The sequence below is a fragment of the Actinoallomurus acanthiterrae genome (assembly GCF_054775715.1).
The window spans coordinates 4,075,274-4,092,357 of the sequence record NZ_BAAHCO010000001.1 but is presented as its reverse complement, the minus strand read 5'-3'; the positions used below and the strand labels follow the sequence as shown (position 1 = coordinate 4,092,357).

14 protein-coding genes are annotated in these 17,084 nt (G+C 71.0%); 4 read left to right on the top strand and 10 right to left on the bottom strand.

All coding sequences use genetic code 11. The features are described from left to right. Nucleotides 1–47: 47 nt before the first annotated feature. The 6 genes from ACYVF7_RS19810 to ACYVF7_RS19785 form a co-directional block, all read right to left on the bottom strand. Entirely contained in the window at nucleotides 48–2,663 is a 2,616-nt protein-coding gene (locus ACYVF7_RS19810) for a glucosidase family protein (RefSeq protein ID WP_460342418.1), read from the bottom strand. Between the two features lie 107 nt (nucleotides 2,664–2,770). Beyond that, nucleotides 2,771–4,405: a glycoside hydrolase family 13 protein gene (locus ACYVF7_RS19805; protein WP_460342415.1), complete on the bottom strand. Its 1,635-nt coding sequence runs from the start codon at nucleotides 4,403–4,405 to the stop codon at nucleotides 2,771–2,773. A 34-nt stretch (nucleotides 4,406–4,439) separates the two neighbouring features. Continuing rightward, nucleotides 4,440–5,309, bottom strand: a complete 870-nt coding sequence (locus ACYVF7_RS19800) for a carbohydrate ABC transporter permease (protein WP_460342412.1) — start codon at nucleotides 5,307–5,309, stop codon at nucleotides 4,440–4,442. Then, nucleotides 5,306–6,316 (bottom strand): carbohydrate ABC transporter permease, encoded by a 1,011-nt coding sequence (locus ACYVF7_RS19795; RefSeq protein WP_460342409.1) that lies wholly within the window; start codon nucleotides 6,314–6,316, stop codon nucleotides 5,306–5,308. Before ACYVF7_RS19795 ends, ACYVF7_RS19800 begins: the two co-directional genes overlap by 4 nt. Nucleotides 6,317–6,371: 55 nt before the next feature. Beyond that, the gene (locus tag ACYVF7_RS19790) at nucleotides 6,372–7,655 is read right to left on the bottom strand and encodes an ABC transporter substrate-binding protein (protein WP_460342406.1); all 1,284 of its coding nucleotides are present in this window, start codon (nucleotides 7,653–7,655) and stop codon (nucleotides 6,372–6,374) included. Between the two features lie 28 nt (nucleotides 7,656–7,683). Continuing rightward, nucleotides 7,684–8,718 carry a LacI family DNA-binding transcriptional regulator gene (locus ACYVF7_RS19785; RefSeq protein WP_460342403.1) on the bottom strand — a complete coding sequence of 345 codons (1,035 nt, stop codon included), beginning with the start codon at nucleotides 8,716–8,718 and terminating at the stop codon, nucleotides 7,684–7,686. A gap of 340 nt (nucleotides 8,719–9,058) precedes the next feature. On the opposite strand from ACYVF7_RS19785, the gene ACYVF7_RS19780 reads away from it, so the two are divergent. Further along, entirely contained in the window at nucleotides 9,059–10,420 is a 1,362-nt protein-coding gene (locus tag ACYVF7_RS19780) for a hemolysin family protein (protein WP_460342400.1), read from the top strand. Continuing rightward, nucleotides 10,408–11,424, top strand: a complete 1,017-nt coding sequence (locus tag ACYVF7_RS19775; protein ID WP_460342397.1) for a hemolysin family protein — start codon at nucleotides 10,408–10,410, stop codon at nucleotides 11,422–11,424. Before ACYVF7_RS19780 ends, ACYVF7_RS19775 begins: the two co-directional genes overlap by 13 nt. A 60-nt stretch (nucleotides 11,425–11,484) precedes the next feature. On the opposite strand, the gene ACYVF7_RS19770 is transcribed toward ACYVF7_RS19775, so the two are convergent. From ACYVF7_RS19770 to ACYVF7_RS19760, 3 genes are read right to left on the bottom strand one after another with little or no spacing between them, the layout of a single operon-like run. Beyond that, nucleotides 11,485–12,198 (bottom strand): PIG-L deacetylase family protein, encoded by a 714-nt coding sequence (locus ACYVF7_RS19770; RefSeq protein WP_460342394.1) that lies wholly within the window; start codon nucleotides 12,196–12,198, stop codon nucleotides 11,485–11,487. A 23-nt stretch (nucleotides 12,199–12,221) separates the two neighbouring features. After that, nucleotides 12,222–12,989, bottom strand: a complete 768-nt coding sequence (locus tag ACYVF7_RS19765; RefSeq protein ID WP_460342391.1) for a class I SAM-dependent methyltransferase — start codon at nucleotides 12,987–12,989, stop codon at nucleotides 12,222–12,224. Nucleotides 12,990–13,019: 30 nt separating this feature from the next. Then, the gene (locus ACYVF7_RS19760) at nucleotides 13,020–14,162 is read right to left on the bottom strand and encodes an MraY family glycosyltransferase (RefSeq protein ID WP_460342388.1); all 1,143 of its coding nucleotides are present in this window, start codon (nucleotides 14,160–14,162) and stop codon (nucleotides 13,020–13,022) included. A 286-nt stretch (nucleotides 14,163–14,448) separates the two neighbouring features. Here ACYVF7_RS19760 and ACYVF7_RS19755 point away from each other — a divergent pair, with 286 nt between their 5' ends. After that, on the top strand, nucleotides 14,449–15,024 hold the full coding sequence (locus ACYVF7_RS19755; RefSeq protein ID WP_460342385.1) for a hemerythrin domain-containing protein: 576 nt from the start codon (nucleotides 14,449–14,451) through the stop codon (nucleotides 15,022–15,024). A gap of 428 nt (nucleotides 15,025–15,452) precedes the next feature. On the opposite strand, the gene ACYVF7_RS19750 is transcribed toward ACYVF7_RS19755, so the two are convergent. Next, nucleotides 15,453–16,379 (bottom strand): anti-sigma factor RsbA family regulatory protein, encoded by a 927-nt coding sequence (locus ACYVF7_RS19750; protein WP_460342382.1) that lies wholly within the window; start codon nucleotides 16,377–16,379, stop codon nucleotides 15,453–15,455. A gap of 135 nt (nucleotides 16,380–16,514) precedes the next feature. Between ACYVF7_RS19750 and ACYVF7_RS19745 the strand changes: the two genes are divergently transcribed. After that, nucleotides 16,515–16,922 (top strand): hypothetical protein, encoded by a 408-nt coding sequence (locus ACYVF7_RS19745; protein WP_460342380.1) that lies wholly within the window; start codon nucleotides 16,515–16,517, stop codon nucleotides 16,920–16,922. The last annotated feature ends 162 nt before the right edge of the window (nucleotides 16,923–17,084 follow it).

The window sequence follows — 17,084 nt, the reverse complement described above, 5'->3', positions numbered from 1 at the left end:
AGAGAAGGGGACGCCCCGCCCGGGAGGCCGGGCGGGGCGTCCCGGGTTCAGCGGAGAGTGACGGCGAGCACGGCGGTGCCGCCTGCGGATCCGGCGTCGGCGACCACCTCGGTGCCGCGCGCGGTCTTGCGGACCTGGTACTTCACGGCGCGCCCGTCGAGGGTCACCGACGCGACCGTCGCGCCGCCCGGCAGGACCTGGCCGATCAGCAGGCTCGCCTTGGCGGCCCGGCCGGTCACGGTGGTGCGCAGCGACTTCCCGGCGGCCTCGGCGGTGACGTCGACCGTGCCGCCGCCGACCCGGATGTGGCTTCCCGCGACGCGGGACTGGCCCGGCGGCACCTGCGGGACGACCTCCAGCCGCGCCCGGCCCATGTCCGGGGAGACGCCGAGCTGCTGGTGGACGACCGGCCACAGGTTCCCGTACGCGCCCCATGCCTGCAGGACCATCGAGCGTCCGGTCAGGGGACGGTCGATGTTGGCCGGGTCGAAGTCGGGGCTCGGCGCGATCTCCGGCATGGCGCCCGGCATCTCCCGCAGCGACGGGTCGAGCTGGATCCGGGCGTTGTCGGTGGTGTACGTCCGCTGCTGGGCGAGGCGGCCGTAGTTGCCCTCGGCGACGGCCATGATCCCGTTGCCGAGCGAGAAGACCTCGCGGTCGCTCTGCACGGACGAGACGACGCCGTCACAGGACGGTCCCTTGTTCCCGCCGTCGGCCGAGGTCGGGCCGGTGCCCGTGTGGTAGAGCCCGGTCGTGCCGGTGTAGCAGGACTGCTCGCGCCGGGCCAGCGCCGCCTGGGCGTGCGGGTCGTCGGCGAGCGGACGGGTGACCTGACCGGGGCGGACGAGCTCGGCGTCCATCGGGGTCACGCCGATCCAGTGCCGCTGGAAGACCTTCGTGTTGTCGTTGGCCGGGTCGTCGGGCTTGTCGATGGAGTCGGCGTACTGGGCGGTGTCGCCGCCGTACCACCAGGCTCCCTCGAACTTCTTCTCCAGCGCGTCGGCGTGCCCGCCCGCCCAGGCGGCGGTGGCGCCGTCGCCCTCGGCGGTGGCCAGGTCGGCCAGGTCCCGCAGACCGCGGATGGTGTACACGGCGTTGTCCAGCTTCTCGACGCCCATGCCGGCACGCTCGACGTTGCCGGACCCTTCGGGCCAGCCGTCGCCGTCGGCGTCGAGCTTCTCCACGATGTAGTGCATGTTGCGCTTGGTGAAGTCGTACATCGAGTCGAGGAACGCCCGGTCGCCGGTCCAGCGCCACAGCAGCGCGACCGCGCTGGGGAACTTCGCGGTCTCGTCGGTGTTGCCGGCCTCGCCGTTCGCGCCGAAGTAGACCGAGCCGTCCGAGACGACCTCGTGGATCACCTTGCCGCTGCGGTCGTTGACGATGTCGCTGGTGTCACGGACGGCCCGCAGGTGGTCCTCGATCGAGGAGAACTGTCCGGCCGCCACGGTCGCATAGGCGGTGTACTCCCCGTCGGTGCCGAACAGCCACGGGTAGTCCGGCCAGCCGGCGCCGAGCCAGCGGGCCTTGGCGACGGTGCCCTTGGGCGCCGGAAATTCCTTGCCCTCGTGGGTGACCCGCATCTGCAGGTCGCGGGCCTCCTGCACGGAGTCGGCGAGGTTCTGCTTGCTCCACTCGACGCTCTGCTGCAGGAGCCGGTCGCCGGGCAGGTCGACGACGGTGTTCGCGGCGACGGCGCGGCGTGCGGCGACCTTCCGGGCGAGCAGCCCGGCCGGGTTCTTCAGCGCGGTGCGCAGCGCGCCGTTCGCCTCGGACATGCCGTGGTCGGAGCCCGCGACCGCGAGCCAGACGGTGGCCTTGCCGCCCGCCGGGACGGTCACGTCGTACGAGAGCCGCCCGCCGGTGCCCTTGCCGAACGCCGTGTCGTCACAGCGCTTGGGCTGGTCGCCGCTCGCGGGGCAGACGACGGCCGGGTCCTGCGGCCCGCGATGGTCCGGGCCGAGCTGGTGCCCGACCGGCGTGCGGTCGGCGGCGACCAGCGCGGCGTAGTCGTGCCGGGGCGCGTTGGGGACGTTCGGGGTGCCCTGCTCGCGGAAGACCAGCCCGCCGTTCTCGTACGCGCCGGTGTCCGGGAGGTTGTTCGCCTGCTGGTCGGGCGTCGTCCAGCCCCACGGGTAGGCGGTCATCAGCTCCGAGTGCGCGTCCACGTCGAGGCGTACGGTCTTGCGGGACGCGGAGCTGAGGGTGATGCCGATGAGCCCGGCCCGTACGCCGTCGGGCGCGACGTCCGTGCGCTCGGCCTGGACGCCGTCCGCCGCGCGGTAGGCGATCCGGGTGTAGCCGTGCCCGGCGGTGAACCGCTCGGCCGCGGCCTGCTTGCCGAGCCACGCGCCGTCCAGGCCGAACCAGATGCCGTCGAGCAGTTTCAGCGGCGGGGTCCAGAGCCCGCCCATCTCTCCGTTCGTGTGCCAGCCCGCCGCCGGGTAGAGCCCGTCCTCGGTGGACATCGAGTAGAACCGGTCGCCGACGACGACGGACCGCCGGTCCGGCAGCCGGGTCGTCTCCGACAGTTCGGCCGGAACGGCCGACGCGCCGGAGCTCGTCGCAGCGCGGACCGGGGCGGGCCGCGCGGCGACGGTCCCGGCGATCAGGAGCAGTGCGGCAGTGGCAGTGGAGACGGGTCTGAGAACGTGTTTTCGCATCAGCATCACCTCTCGTACGGCCCCCGAGACGTGCATGGGATTCGGCACGGCCGTGGCCGGACGGCCGTTCCGGTGGGCGGCCCACCGGTCGGCGGGCCGCCCACCGCTCATTCGGAGACGGCCAGCCAGGCGGCGGTGTCCGTGGGCAGCAGGCCGCCGTCGAGGGGGCCGCTGGCCAGCAGCACCTCGGCGTCGGCGGACAGCTGGTACGGCGTGCCGGACAGGTTGACGACGCAGGCGAAGCCCGGGGCGCGGGTGAACCGCAGCACACCCTCCGGAGCGTCGTCGTCCCAGGTCAGGTCACCCTCGCCGAGGGCGGCGCGCTCGTGCCGGAGCCGCAACGCGGACCGGTAGAGCTCGAGCATGGAGGCCGGGTCGCCGGCCTCCGCCTCGGCGGAGTAGCCCTTCCAGGACTCCGGCTGCGGCAGCCACGGCGTGCTCCCGTCGGGGCCGAATCCGTACGGCTCGCCGTCACCGGACCACGGAATCGGCACCCGGCAGCCGTCGCGGCCACGGGATGTGTGACCGGAACGTTCCCAAACCGGGTCCTGCAAAGCCGACTCGGGCAGGTCCTCGACTTCGGGAAGGCCGAGTTCCTCCCCCTGGTAGACGTACGCGCCGCCGGGCAGGGCCAGCATGAGCATCGCCGCGGCGCGGGCCCGGCGGGTGCCGAGCTCCAGGTCGACGGGCTCCTCGACGTCGCCCTGCGGGCCGCGCCCGCCGGTGTCGTTCCGGCCGTACCGCGTGACGTGGCGGACCACGTCGTGATTGGACAGCACCCAGGTGGCCGGCGCGTCCTCCAGGGCCAGGGCGGCCAGGCTCCCGTCGATGACGGAGCGCAGGTTCGCGGCGTCCCAGGAGGCGCGCAGGTAGTCGAAGTTGAAGGCGGTGTGCAGCTCGTCGGGGCGGACGTACCGGGCCAGCCGCTCCGGGCTCCCCACCCACGCTTCCGCCACGAACGTGCGGTCGCCGTCGTAACGGTCGGCCACCCGCCGCCAGCCTCGGTAGATCTCGTGGACTCCGTCGCGGTCCCAGTGCGGGTGGTCGAGACGCTTGGTCGGCTCGAGGACGTCCTCCTCCTCGCCGCCGAGGTCCGGCAGGCCGTCCTGCTTGATCAGGCCGTGCGCGACGTCGATGCGGAAGCCATCGACGCCGCGGTCGAACCAGAACGCCAGCACCCGCTCGAACTCCGCGCGGACCTCGGGGTTCTCCCAGTTCAGGTCCGGCTGTTCGGGGGCGAACAGGTGGAGGTACCACTCCCCGTCCGGCACCCGGGTCCAGGCGGCGCCGCCGAACGTGCTTCGCCAGTCGTTCGGCGGCAGCTCGCCGTCGGCCCCGCGACCGGCACGGAAGACGTACCGGTCGCGCTCGGGGCTGCCCGGGCCGGCCGCGAGCGCGGCCTGGAACCAGGTGTGCCGGTCGGAGGTGTGGTTGGGAACGATATCGATGATCACCTTGAGACCGTGGTCGTGCGCGTCGCCGATCAGGGCGTCCGCGTCGGCCAGGGTCCCGAACATCGGGTCGATATCGGTGTAGTCCGCCACGTCGTACCCGCCGTCGGCCATCGGCGACGGGTACCACGGCGTGATCCAGACGGCGTCGACGCCAAGGTCGCGCAGGTACGGCAACCGGGACCGAATTCCGGCGATATCACCGATCCCGTCACCGTTCGCGTCGGCGAAGCTGCGAATGTAAATCTGGTAGATGACGGCGCTGCGCCACCAGGGGGCGTTGACGTGCACGGTTTCCCTTCGGGGGTGAGGGGACGGCGTCGCGTTACTTGACGCCGCCGGAGGTGAGACCGGCGATGATGCGGCGCTGGAGGATCAGCACGACGATGACGAGCGGCACGGTGACGAGCACGCCGGCCGCCATCTGCGTGCCGAACGGCTGGTCGAACCCGTACGCCCCGGTGAACTTGGAGATCGACACGGTGGCCGTCTGCATCTCCTTCTTGTTCACCATGCTCAGCGCGATCATGAACTCGTTCCACGCGGCGATGAACGCGATGATCGCGGTGGTGAACACACCCGGTGCCGCGAGCGGAACGATGATCTTCCGGAAGGCCTGACCGCGCGTGCATCCGTCGACCATCGCCGCGTATTCCAGCTCGAACGGCATCTGCCGGAAGAACGCGGTGAGGTTCCAGACCGCCAGCGGCAGCGCGAACGACAGGCTCGGCAGGATCATCGCCTGGTAGGTGTTGATCCACTTGATGTCGGTGAACAGGTGCAGCAGCGGGACGAGCAGGGAGATCGTCGGGAACATCGACGTCGCGACGATGATGCCGAGCGTAATGTTCTTGAACCGGAAGTCCAGCCGGGCCAGCGCGTACGCGGTGAACGTTCCGACGACCAGCGTGAGCACCGTCGTCGAGCCCGCGACGACGAGGCTGTTCAGCAGCGCCCGCCCGAACCCGACGTCGGGCTTGAACACCGCCGTGAAGTTCTTGATCGAGAACGGGGCGGGGATCGGCGAGTTGTCGAACTGGTCCTCGGGCCGCCGGAACGCCGACACGACCATCCAGTAGAACGGCGCCAGACAGTAGAGCGCCACGACGATCATGCCGAGGTACGAGAGCACCTTCCGCAGGCTGACGGGGTCGCGTCCGGCGGACCTCGACTTCGTGGTGGAAATGGCGGTCATGCCGTTACCTCCCGGGCGGCACGCGCCCCCTTCTTGGCGCGCTTGGACGTCGAGGACTTACGCGACCGCGCGTCACCGATGATGTCGGCGCCGAGCAGCTTCACGAAGGCGTACGCGATGACCACGACGTAAACGAACAGGATCGTGGCGAACGCGGCCGCGGGACCGTACCGCAGGTTGTTCGCCTCGTCGTAGGCGAGCATGGACAGGGTGTTCACCGAGTCCTTGTGCGCGCCGATGAGCACGAACGGCAGGTCGAACATCCGCAGCACGTCGAGCAGCCGGAACAGCACGGCGACGAGCAGCACCGGCTTGATCAGCGGCAGGGTGATCTTGATGAAGGTGCGCCACGCGGTCGCCCCGTCCACCTTGGCGGCCTCGTACACCTCGGCGGGGATCAACTGGAGGCCGGCGAGGGCGAGCAGGCCGACGAACGGCGCGGTCTTCCACGTGTCGGCGATGATGACGGCGATCTTCGCGTGGAAGCCCTCGGTGGTCCACAGGATCTGGTGGCCGATGATCGCGTTGGCCACGCCGTCGGCCTGGAAGACCCAGCGCCACAGCAGCGCGGACACGGCCGTCGGGATCGCCCAGGGCACGAGGATGCTCGCCCGGACGAAGGCCCGGCCGCGGAACGCCCGGTGCATGATCAGCGCCATCGCGATGCCGAGCACGACCTCGATGATCACGCTGGTGACGGTGAAGAACGTGGTGTTCCAGAACGCGTTCCAGAAGGCGTCGGACTTCACGCCGGTGAAGATGTCGGTGTAGTTCTTGAGGCCGACGAACTTGTCGCCGTTGACGACGAAGCCGTTGGCGTCGAGGCCCTGGTTCTTCTGGTACAGCGACTCGCGAAGCGCCTCGACGATGGGGTAGCCGACGACCAGGGCGAGGACCAGGAAGGTCGGCGAAAGCAGCACGGCGGCCAGGCGACCCGAGCCTTGGACGTCGCGCTTGTTCTGCTTTACCGGCGCCGCGGCTGCCGGTTCGGCGGTCGTAGTGGTCATGGAGCCCTCCTAGGGGTCCGTGGCGGGACGCCGCGCGTCCCGCCACGGGACGCCGCTACGGCGTGATCAGCTGTCCGAGCTTGGTCTGCAGGTCGGCCAGCGCCTGGTCGGCGGTCGACTTGCCGGTGAGGGCCGAGTAGGCGGCCTCCTGGATCGCGGTCGTCACGTCGCCGTACCGCACGGCCTGCGGCCGGGGCTTGGCGTTCTGGAGGGACGCCTTGAGCGTCTGCAGGTACGGGAACTTCTTCTGCAGCTCCGGGTCGTCGTACAGCGAGGCCAGGGTCGGCGCCTCGGAGGACGCGATGAGGTTGGCGCGCTCGGTCTGCTCGCTGGTGAGGTACTTGATGAAGTCCAGCGCGGTGGCCTTGTTCTGGGCGAACTTGGAGATCGCCAGGTTGTGGCCGCCGAGGGTCGGCGAGCCAGGGCCGTTCAGACCGGGCAGCGGGGCGACGGCGAACTTGCCGACGACCTTGGAGTCACCCTTCTTGTTGGACAGGGCGTACTGGTACGGCCAGTTGCGGAGGAAGACCAGGTTGCCCTTCTCGAACGCGCGGCGGGACTCCTCCTCCTTGTAGCTGATGGCCTCCTTGGGGATCATCCCGCTCTTGAAGCCCTGGACGAGGAAGTTCAGGCCCTGCTTGGCCTGCGGGGTGTTGACGTTCGGCTTGCCGTCCTCGCCGACGACCACGCCGCCCGCGCTCTCGACGGCCTCGGAGAAGTTGACCGTCAGGCCCTCGTACTTCTCGAACTGGCCGGCGTAGCAGTTGTTGCCCTTGAGCTTGGCGCAGTCCTGCTGCATCTCCGCCCAGGTCTTCGGCGGCGCCGTGATGCCCGCCTTGTCGAGCAGGTCCTTGCGGTAGTAGAGCAGCCCGGAGTCGGTCTTCCAGGGCGCGGCGTACAGGTTGTTCCGGTACTCGGCGGTCTTGGTCGCCGACGGGAGGAACTTCGTCAGGTCGAACTGGGTCTTCGGCAGCTGCGAGACCCACTGGTTGGCGGCGAACTCCGCCGTCCACACGACGTCCAGGTTCAGCACGCTGTACGCGTTGGACTTGGTCTGGGCGTTCTGCACCATCTGCTGCCGCTGCGCGTCCGCGTCCTCGGGCAGCTCGACGATCCGGGCCTGCTCCTTCGGGTGCTGCTGGTTCCAGGCGTTGACCAGGTTCTGCAGGTTGCCCGACGTGTCCTTACCGGTCGCCAGCGTGATCGGCCCGCGGCCGCTCAGCGCACCGGCGTCCTTGGAGCCCTTGTCGTCGCTCTTGCTACCGCCGCATGCGGCGGCCATCATCGCGACGCTCGTCGCGACGACGGCCCAGCGGGCCATCTTCGATATGGATGCCACCTGTACTCCATCCTCGGGGTTGTTCACTTCAGGGGTCGGATGTCGGTCTTCGTAACTCCCGCGCCACGAGCTCTGGACGCAACATCACCCCCTCTGGCGGGGAATCACTGCCCTGGACCCGGGCCTTGAGCAGGCCGACGACGCGGTGCGCGACCTCGTCGAGCGGCTGCCGGATGCTCGACATCCGGGGCGAGATCAAAGTCGCGGCCGGTGAGTCGTCGAAGCCGACGACCTCGACCTGCGGGCGGCCGTCCGCGTCCAGGCCGCCGGCGAGCCTGGCCCCGACCGCGTGGGTGTCGCTGCCGCACACGAAGGCGGTCGGCGGCGTGGGCGAGCGCATGAGCCGCTCGGCCGCCTCGGCGGCGACGGCGACGCCCTCGGCGCACACGCCGATCAGGCCGTCGGCCGGCAGGCCGTGCCGTTCCATGGCCCGCAGCCAGCCCTTCCGCCGCTCGTCGCCGAACCCGGTGCCCTCCGGCCAGCCGAGATAGGCGATCCGTTGATGCCCGTGCGCGACGAGGTGGTCGACGGCCTGCTCGATGCCGTACGCCCCGTCGACGTCCACCCAGGTGTACGGCCCGTTCTCCTGTCCCCAGGGCCGGCCGAAGCAGACGAAGGGGATGCGGCGCTCGGCGAACCACGGCAGCCGCCGGTCCCTGGCCGACACGTCCGCCAGCACGAAGCCGTCGACCGTGCCGGTGCGGATCAGGTCCTCGTACACGGCGAGTTCCTCGTCCACGGCCGTCGGGGCGAACAGCAGGAGGTGGTAGCCGGCCGCCCCGGCCGCCGACGTGAGGGCGTAGAGGAAGCGGTCCAGGAAGTTGCTCACGCCGATCGGCGCAGCGATCTTCAGTCCGATGCACCGGCTGGCGCGCTCGCGCAGGTTCTGCGCGGCGCGGTTCGGACGGTAGCCGAGCAGCTCGATGGCCTGCCGCACGCGCTCGGCCGTCTCGGGCGCCACCCGTGCGGGCGCGTTGAGTACGTTCGATACGGTTTGGCGCGAGACACCGGCGGCCGCGGCGACATCGGAGATCGTGACTCCGTTCGCGTTTCGGCCGCTCATGCCTCTCCCTCGCGTCGGATTCGGAAGTTTCCGTCATAACCGTGGCGATTTGATCGTTCAAATTGCCACCGCGCGAGAAGTCATGTCAAGCACATGGCACACACGTTTCCAGCTCGTTACATCGGCGTGTCGGGAGCGAGTCCTGCCTGCTCCGCGTCCCCTGGACAGGACGATGCCACTACGGAGCACCTCCGGGAAGAGGTTTGAGGTTCCCTTGAGGTTGATCGCTTCGGGGGAACATCGGGGCGGACCCGGGTCGTTGGCGTATTGAGGATCGATCGATGAGGGGGGATGTGGTGTCCGCGGCGTCGGACCCTTCCAGTCCGGGGGCACCACGGTGGTGAGCGCCCTGGCCGGCGTCGTCGCCATCCTGGCGCTGACGGCCGCGACCGGTTACTTCGTGGCCCAGGAGTTCGCCTTCGTCTCCGCCGACCGGGCCGCGCTCAGCGCGGAGGCCGAGCACGGCGACAAGCGGGCCGCCCGGGCCCTGACCGTGATGAGCCGGCTCTCGTTCATGTTGTCCGGTGCCCAGCTGGGCATCACGGTCACCGCCCTGATCGTCGGCTTCATCGCCGAACCCGCCATGTCCGCGCTGATCGCCCCGGCGCTGGAGCACCTGGGCCTGTCCGGCGGCGGGGCCGACGGCGTCGCGATCGTCGCGGGGTTCCTGCTGGCGACCGTGATCCAGATGGTGCTCGGCGAACTGCTGCCCAAGAACCTGTCGCTGGCCCGCGCCGAACCGGTCGCCAAGGCCCTGGCCGCCTCGACGCTCGCCTACCTGGCCGTCGCCGGCCCGGTGATCCGGCTGTTCGACACCACCGCGGCCCGGCTGGTGCGCTTGTTCGGCGTCGAGCCGGTGGAGGAGCTGCACCATGGCGCGACCCTGGAGGAGCTCGGCGACATCATCGGCGAGTCCCGGCGCGCGGGCCACCTGCCGCCGGACCTGTCCGACCTGCTCCAGCGCGCGCTGACCTTCCGGGAGCGCACCGCGGCCGAGGTCATGGTGCCGCGTCCCGACGTCGTCGCCGTCCCGCGGACCACGACCGTGGAAGAGCTGACCGACCTCGTCGCCAGAGCCGGCCACACCGACTATCCGGTCTGGGGAGGCGACATCGACGACGTGGTCGGCGTCGTCGGCGTCCGCGAGCTCGCCGCCCTCGACGCCGCCGACGACCAGGACCGCAGGGTGGAGACGATGATGCGCCCGGCGCTGCTCGTCCCGGACACGCTCGAGGTCCATGAGGTGACGGCGCGGATGCGGGAGGCCCGTCAGGAGTTCGCCGCCGTCGTCGACGAGTACGGCGGCCTGGCCGGGATCCTCACCTTCGAGGACATCGCCGAGGAGCTCGTGGGTGAGATCGCCGACGAGAACGACGCCGCGGAGGCGGACCCGACGCGCGGCGAGGGGGTCTGGGTGCTGAACGCCTCGACGCGGATCGCGCAGGCCCGCGACCTGACGGGGTTGGCGCTGCCCGCCGACGTCGCCTACGACAGCCTCAGCGGGCTGGTCATGACCCACCTCCACCGGCTGCCGCGCGCCGGCGACCGGATCGAGGTGGAGCTCGACCCCGGGTACGGTCCGCCGGGACGCGCCGAGATCGAGGTCCTCGCGGTGCGCCGCCGCGTCGCCCGGACCGTACGGCTGCGGGCCCTTCCAGTCGCCGCCGCCGCGCCCGACGGGGAGGTCTCGTGGACCCGCTGACCTCCGCGCTGGTCACGCTCGCGCTGCTGGCCGGCAACGCCTTCTTCGTCGCCTCGGAGTTCGCCCTCGTCGCCGCGAAACGTCCCCGGCTCGAGCGGGCCGCCGCGCGCGGCGGTACGGCGGCGCGGGCGGCCGTCGCCGGGATCGACGAGCTGTCGCTGATGCTGGCCGGGGCTCAGCTGGGCATCACGATGTGCTCGCTGGGGCTGGGCGTCGTCACCGAGCCGGCCTTCGAGTCCGTGCTCGACGCGCCGCTGGCGGCCGTCGGCGTTCCCGAGGCGGCCGGGCACGCGGTGGCGTTCACGCTGGCGCTGGGCGTGGTGACCTTCCTGCACATGGTCGTCGGCGAGATGGCGCCGAAGTCCTGGGCGATCGCGCATCCCGAGCGTTCCGCTCTGGTCCTCGCGGTCCCGTTCCGCGGGTTCGCGCGGCTGTCGCGGCCCCTGCTGGCCGCCCTCAACGGGGTGACCAACGGCCTGCTCCGGCTCGTCGGCGTACGGCCGCGGGAGGAGGGGGAGGCGCCGGCCGACCCGCAACGGCTGTCCCACCTGATCGGCGAGTCGCGCCGGCTGGGGCTGATCGACCATGCCGAGCACGACCTGCTGGGCCGGGCCATCACCACCCGGCACGCGGGCATCGACCACCTGGTCGTGCCCGCCGAGCAGGTGACGGTGGTCCCCGCCGACGCCGTCCCCGAGGAGATCCGGCGGGCGTCCGCGTCGAGCGGCCACACCCGCCTGCTCGTACGGGACGGCCGAGCCGGGATCCTCGGCCTGCTGCACGTACGCGACGCCCTCCCCCGCGCGGCCACCGGCCGGACCGCCGCGGACATGACCTATCCGCTGCCCACGCTGACGCCGGGCACCACGGTGCTGGCCGCCGTGAGCCGGCTGCGGCGGGCGCGGGCCCAGCTCGCGCTCGTCGCAACGCCCGGCGACCCGTTCCTCGGCATCGTCAGCCTCGACGACCTGCTCAGCGAGCTGCTCGCCGTCAATCCGCACTGAGCCCCGCCGAGGCCGTACGGTCCGTGCCCGGTCCATTCATGGACCTGCCGCGACGGGGCGTCAGCCCTTCCAGCGCAGGCAGTGGAACGCCTCGGCCAGCGGCTCGCCGCACTGCGCGCCGCGGATCACGGCGAGCGCGCGGAGCGCCTCCTCCGACCGCGTGTTCGGGTGCGTGCGCCACTGGCTCGTGTAGCGGCGGAGCCCCTCGATCTTGCGGTCGAGGTCGACCGGCTCGACGACGACGTGGAAGTTCCGGGGCGAGACCGTCTCGGCGCTCCAGCCGTCGGCCACCTCCTCGTACATGAGGATCAGGTCCGGCTGGTGACGGTCCCGCCTGGGGCCCGGCCGCAGCGCGGTGATCGCCGCGGCGGCGACGGCCCGGTGGTCCTGGTTGTAGCTGCCGGCCTCGGGGATCAGGACGACGGACGGACGGATCTGGGAGACGGCGAGCGGGCCGTCGCGCTCGATGAGGTCGATCAGGCGCTGCTGGGGCAGCTGGTCGAGCCTGAGGTGGAACTCCTCACCCGGCAGTGCCAGGTGGTGACCGTCCAGGTTGACGTACTTCGCGACGTCGTCGATCTCCCGCTCGCGTTCGAGGCCGGTCGAACGGCCCGTCCGCGAGAAGTCACGCGTGTCGCCCACGGTGACGAAGAGGACGAACACCTCGCCCCCGGCGCGTTTCACCCGGCTCATGAGCGCGCCGCAGCCCAGGAGCTCGTCGTCGGGATGGGGAGCGACCACGAGGAGCCGCTGGTCCGCCCAGTCGATGGTCATGTGCCACTCGCCTTCCGCCGGGATCATCGCGTCGCCAGCACGGCGACCATTTCCTTCGACACGTGCATCTCGCCGCTCGCCGGGCAGTAGGCCTTGAGCTCGTCGAGCGAGTACCCCTCACGTTCGGCGATCTCCTCATAGAGGAGCGTCGAACAGAAATAGCGGAGAAACTCCTCCCGATCCGGGAAGGTGAGGACTGAATTGAGGACTTCCGCCCGGATCCGGCCGAAGATCTGCAACGAGCACGGCAGGAATTCCTTGACGATGCGCTCCGTACGCCGCAGCGTCTTCTCGTCGACCCGGCGACCGGTCGCCTTCTCGTTGAATTCGTACAGCTCCATGACGTTGCCCGGCGCGGGACCGACCATCACCAGTTCGCCGCCGGCCACCAGGACCCGGTGCAGTTCGCGCAGCGTGAAGTCGGCGTCGCGGGCGTTGTAGATCGAGAAGTTCGCCATGCACAGGTCGAAGGAGCCATCGGCGAACGGCAGCTTGTCGTCCATCGACCCGACGTGCAGGGCGAGGTTGCCGGCGTCCGGATGGCGCCCGCTCGCCCGCTCGATCAGTCCGCCATCGCGATCGATCCCGGTCACGGTGCCGCCCTCGCCGACGTGCCGCAGGAAGAGCCCGAGGTGGTTGCCGTCCCCGCACCCGAGGTCGAGGACGTGGCGCGGCCGGCTCCGGGCGAGAAAGGCGTCGATCCAATCACCGATCTCGAAGTTCCCGAAGAGTTTGTGGGCGCGGATGCGGTTCGCGAGACGGTCTTGGGTCTCCTGGTAACTGATGTCCATTCTCGGAGTCACCTCGCGGGTCGGTCGGCGTCAATGCTGTTCGAGCGCATTTTCCACCTGCTTTTTCGGCGCGTCGGGAACGACACGGAGCTTCGGCGGGGAGATGGGGTGAGCCCCCGTCGGCGAGTCCGCCGTCTCGAGGGCGGAGGCGGGCTTCGGCACGCCGGGCCGGGCGGCGTACACCGGGACGTTCAACAGGAGCACGATCAGCGCGGCGGCCCCGACGGCCGCCGTCGCGAGCGTGGCGGCCCCGGGCAACCACGCGGTGGCCACGCCGACCCCGCACAGCCCCGCCGCGACCGCGAGAGCGAACAGGGCCAGGCCGACCTGGCGGACGGTGAGCCCCATCGCCTGCAACCGGTGGGACGCGTGGTCGGTGCCGGCCGTGAAGCAGGACAGCCCGGCACGGGGACGCGCGATCACCACCAGGCAGGTGTCGACGGTGGCGACGAAGGTGAACAGCAAGAGCTCCGCCGGCCTGGCCGTGGGTCCGCCGGGCACCCGCACCAGGACGGTGGCCGTCGCCAGAACGAAGCCGATGAACAGCGAACCGGAGTCGCCCATGAACATCCGGGCGGGCGCCCAGTTGTGCACGAGGAAGCCCAGGCACGCCGCCGACAGCGACATCAGCAGCAGGGCCAGGCCGCCCTGGCCCTCCAGGTAGGCCGCCGCGGCGATGGGGCAGGCGCTGCCGACGGCGACCGCCGCCGCCGCACCGTCCATGTTGTCCAGGAGGTTGAAGGAGTTGGTGAGCACGACGATCCACGCCACCGTGACCACGGGGTCCAGCCAGTGCCCGAAGAGGCCGACGCGCGCCCCGGCCAGGACCACCGCCGTGGCGGCGACGCCCTCCACGACCAGCCGGAACGCCGGATGGGCCGGCCGCAGATCGTCGAACAGGCCGACGAGGGCGACGACGACGCCGGCGAGGACGACGGCCGCGATCCGCCGATCCCAATGGGAGATCGCGACCGTGGCCGAGGCCAGCGTGCCGACGGCGATCGCGACGCCGCCGAGGTACGGGGTCGGTCGCGTGTGCGCCTTGCGCACGTCCGGCCAGTCGATGAGGCCGTGCCGCAGGGCGTACCGGCCGAGCGCCACGCTCAGCACGTCGGCCAGCGCGAGCGCCACGAGGGCCGCGCCGGCCGCCCTCAGCCACGGCGGCACGGCCACCGGTCTCCGAGGACGTATCTCCTGGTGCAAGGCATGGCACGCCTTCCGGACTCCAACGACGGCCACGCGACGGGACGTCACCGTCCGTGACCATTCTGGAGATCAGGCTAGAGATCGTTGATCAAAACCAGGGTCGTCCCACCGGCATGATCGAAGAAAGTGGCCGCGCGCAGAGTCCCCCTTTTCCGGGTGGAGCGGCACCGATCGGACGAGCGTTTAAGCAGGTCAGCACCGGCAATGTCGCAATAGGCACATACGGGGAGACACCAGGGGGAAGGAACGCGCGATGAGTCAGCGACCTGAGACGATGCCGGAGAAGGACGCGATCGACCTGCTGATCCACCAGCACCAGGAGATCCGCCGCCTCTTCGACGAGGTCGACAAGAGCAGAGGCCATGCCCGCGAGGAGGCGTTCGAGAAGCTCTGCCGCTTCCTGGCCGTACACGAGACGGCGGAGGAGGAGGTCGTCCACCCACTGGCCCGCCGGGTCATCCCGGACGGCGACCGGATCATCGACGCCCGGCTGCAGGAGGAGAACGAGGGCAAGCGGGTCCTGCAGGCCCTGGAGAAGATGGGCACCTCGGCGGCGGGCTTCGAACCGCTGTTCACCGAGTTCCGCAAGTCCGTCATCGACCACGCCGAGCACGAGGAACGCGAGGAGTTCACCAAGCTGCGGGAGATGGGCGGCCCGGAGTTGCGCGGCCTCGCCGCGGCGATCAAGGCCGCGGAGGCGGCGGCGCCCACCCACCCGCATCCCGGCGTGGAGTCCGCCACCAAGAACATCCTGATCGGCACGTTCGCCTCCGCCGCCGACCGGACGCGCGACGTGGTCCGCAAGGTGATCGGCCGCGACAAGAAGTGACGGCCCTGGCCCTGCCCGCGACCGACGCGGGCCGGTGACGCGGGCCGGCCCACGGGTGACCGCCTCTCGCCGACGCCGTTGACGATGCGTCGGCTGCGGGGCGATGTCGCCGGTCCGGGGGTGGTGCACCCCGGATTCGGCCGAATGGGGGCGCTGAACGATTGTTTACCGTTTGCACTCTTGACGCTACAGTCCGTTACCAGCACAGTAGTAAGAGACCGCGCATTGCGGTCGATTCGGAATGCGATGGCGCATTTATCGTCAGTCGCACGACGCGGTCGCCTGCGCGCGGCCGGGTGCGACCGGCGGCCCCGGATCAGGTGATTCCGGGTGGGCGATCGGGAGCCGATCCCGATCGCCCGTCACGGCAGGGCCCGCGCCCCCGGCCGAGCTCGCCGGCCTGCGTGCGCCGGCGGATTTCGGGGCGGTCAGGAACCGACGGCGAAGTGGACCTGGATGCGTGTGCCGTCGGCCGTACGGGACATGCGGACCAGGTCGGAGATCTGGTTGACCAGCAGCAGGCCGCGTCCACCGTGGGCGTCCGGGCCGACCGGGCGTCGCCCGGCCAGCGGGTCGCGCAGCCGTCCGGCGTCGCTGATCTCGCAGACCACGTGTCCGGCGCGGGACCAGACCCGGAGGGTCCCGTGGCCGCCTCCGTGCACGACGGAGTTGGCCGCCAGCTCGTTGACGGTCAGCTCCAGGTCGAGAAGGCGGTCGCCCGCGAGACCGCGCCGGGCGGCCTCGGCCGTCGCGAACACCCGCACGTCTCCCAGGGCGTCGGCGTCGAAGTCGAGGGCGGCCGCGTCCGCCGACTGCGGCTCCAGGTCGTTGTACGCCTCAATGATCTTTTCCGGATCGAAGTCGGGACTCGGCCGCTCGGCGCCGTGCTCGATGAGGACCGGGTGGGTGCGGGCGGCGTCCTCCAGCACCCGCCGGTCGAGCTCCTCCGCGTCGTACGGGCACATGATCGTGGCCGTACGCCCGGCGAACGCGTGATTGATCAGCGCCTCGTGCTGGGCGCACGCGGGATACTCCGCCGCCGAACGGCCGCGCCAGATCGGCTCGCCGACGATGCGCACCCGCCGCCCAGGATGCGCGTCGGCGAAGTCGCGCAGGACCTTGGGGATGATCCGGCCGGGGTTGCGTCCGGCCACGCCCATGTCGACGAAGCGCACCCGCTGCGCCGCGGCGCCGAGCCGCGCGCGCAACAGCTCCAGCCGACGGCCCGGGACGGCCACCGCCACCGGCTCGCCGGCGTCGAGTCCGCTCCGCACGAAGGGCAGTGTGCCGGTGAGGTACTCCCGCTCACCGCGGTACAAGAGCGCCCGGTGAGAGAAAGGGGCGAGGACGCTCATCCCGGTGCACCTCGTTCATCGGCAACTGAGGGGACAGATTACTCCGAGGTTACGTCGAGACGGCCAGGATGAGGCCACAGCCATGATCTTCGCCCGGTGCACCGGGCTGCCGGTAGGGTCGAGCTGAGGTGTCTCGTGTCGACGGGTGAGGGGAGGGTGACGGTGTTCGGTGAGCGGGTGCGCCGGCTGGTTCCGGCGATCCTCGTCTCACTGCTGCTGTTGCTCGGTTCCGGCCACGTCCTGGACGCCACCTCCTCTTCGGCTCCGGGCGCCGCTCCCCTGACCTCGACGGTGGCCGCCGTGCCGGCGGCGGGTGCCGCCGGCGCCGCCGAGCACGGCCGGCACCAGCCCCGGCTCGGCGAGCACCGGCAGGCCGACAAGGCACCCCTCAGGGCGGCCGACCCGAAGGGCACGTCGATCTCCGCGGGGCGGCCCGTCTGGTGGCGTGGGCCGCACCGGGCTTCTTCCCGTAAGCCGTCGGGTGACCGGCCGGCGCGGGGCGGCCGGGCTCCCCCGATCGCCGTTCCCGCCACGTCGGCGTAACCGGACGGCCACGAGCCGACCGCCGGTCGCCGGCGGGTATCCGGGTGTCCACTCCCCGGAACACGGGTGCTCTCGCCGCGTGACGGCGCGCCCGTCCTCGCCCATGCCTCCGTCCGCGGACTTCGACGCCATACCGCCGGTCCGCGGACCGCCGGTGTCCGC

Excerpts from the sequence above, each read along its gene's own strand:
- ACYVF7_RS19755 (WP_460342385.1), top strand. The coding sequence starts at position 14,449 with ATGAGTCAGCGACCTGAGACGATGCCGGAGAAGGACGCGATCGACCTG.
- ACYVF7_RS19765 (WP_460342391.1), bottom strand. The coding sequence starts at position 12,989 with ATGGACATCAGTTACCAGGAGACCCAAGACCGTCTCGCGAACCGCATC.
- ACYVF7_RS19750 (WP_460342382.1), bottom strand. The coding sequence starts at position 16,379 with ATGAGCGTCCTCGCCCCTTTCTCTCACCGGGCGCTCTTGTACCGCGGT.
- ACYVF7_RS19770 (WP_460342394.1), bottom strand. The coding sequence starts at position 12,198 with ATGACCATCGACTGGGCGGACCAGCGGCTCCTCGTGGTCGCTCCCCAT.
- ACYVF7_RS19800 (WP_460342412.1), bottom strand. The coding sequence starts at position 5,309 with ATGACCGCCATTTCCACCACGAAGTCGAGGTCCGCCGGACGCGACCCC.
- ACYVF7_RS19795 (WP_460342409.1), bottom strand. The coding sequence starts at position 6,316 with ATGACCACTACGACCGCCGAACCGGCAGCCGCGGCGCCGGTAAAGCAG.
- ACYVF7_RS19810 (WP_460342418.1), bottom strand. The coding sequence starts at position 2,663 with ATGCGAAAACACGTTCTCAGACCCGTCTCCACTGCCACTGCCGCACTG.
- ACYVF7_RS19785 (WP_460342403.1), bottom strand. The coding sequence starts at position 8,718 with ATGAGCGGCCGAAACGCGAACGGAGTCACGATCTCCGATGTCGCCGCG.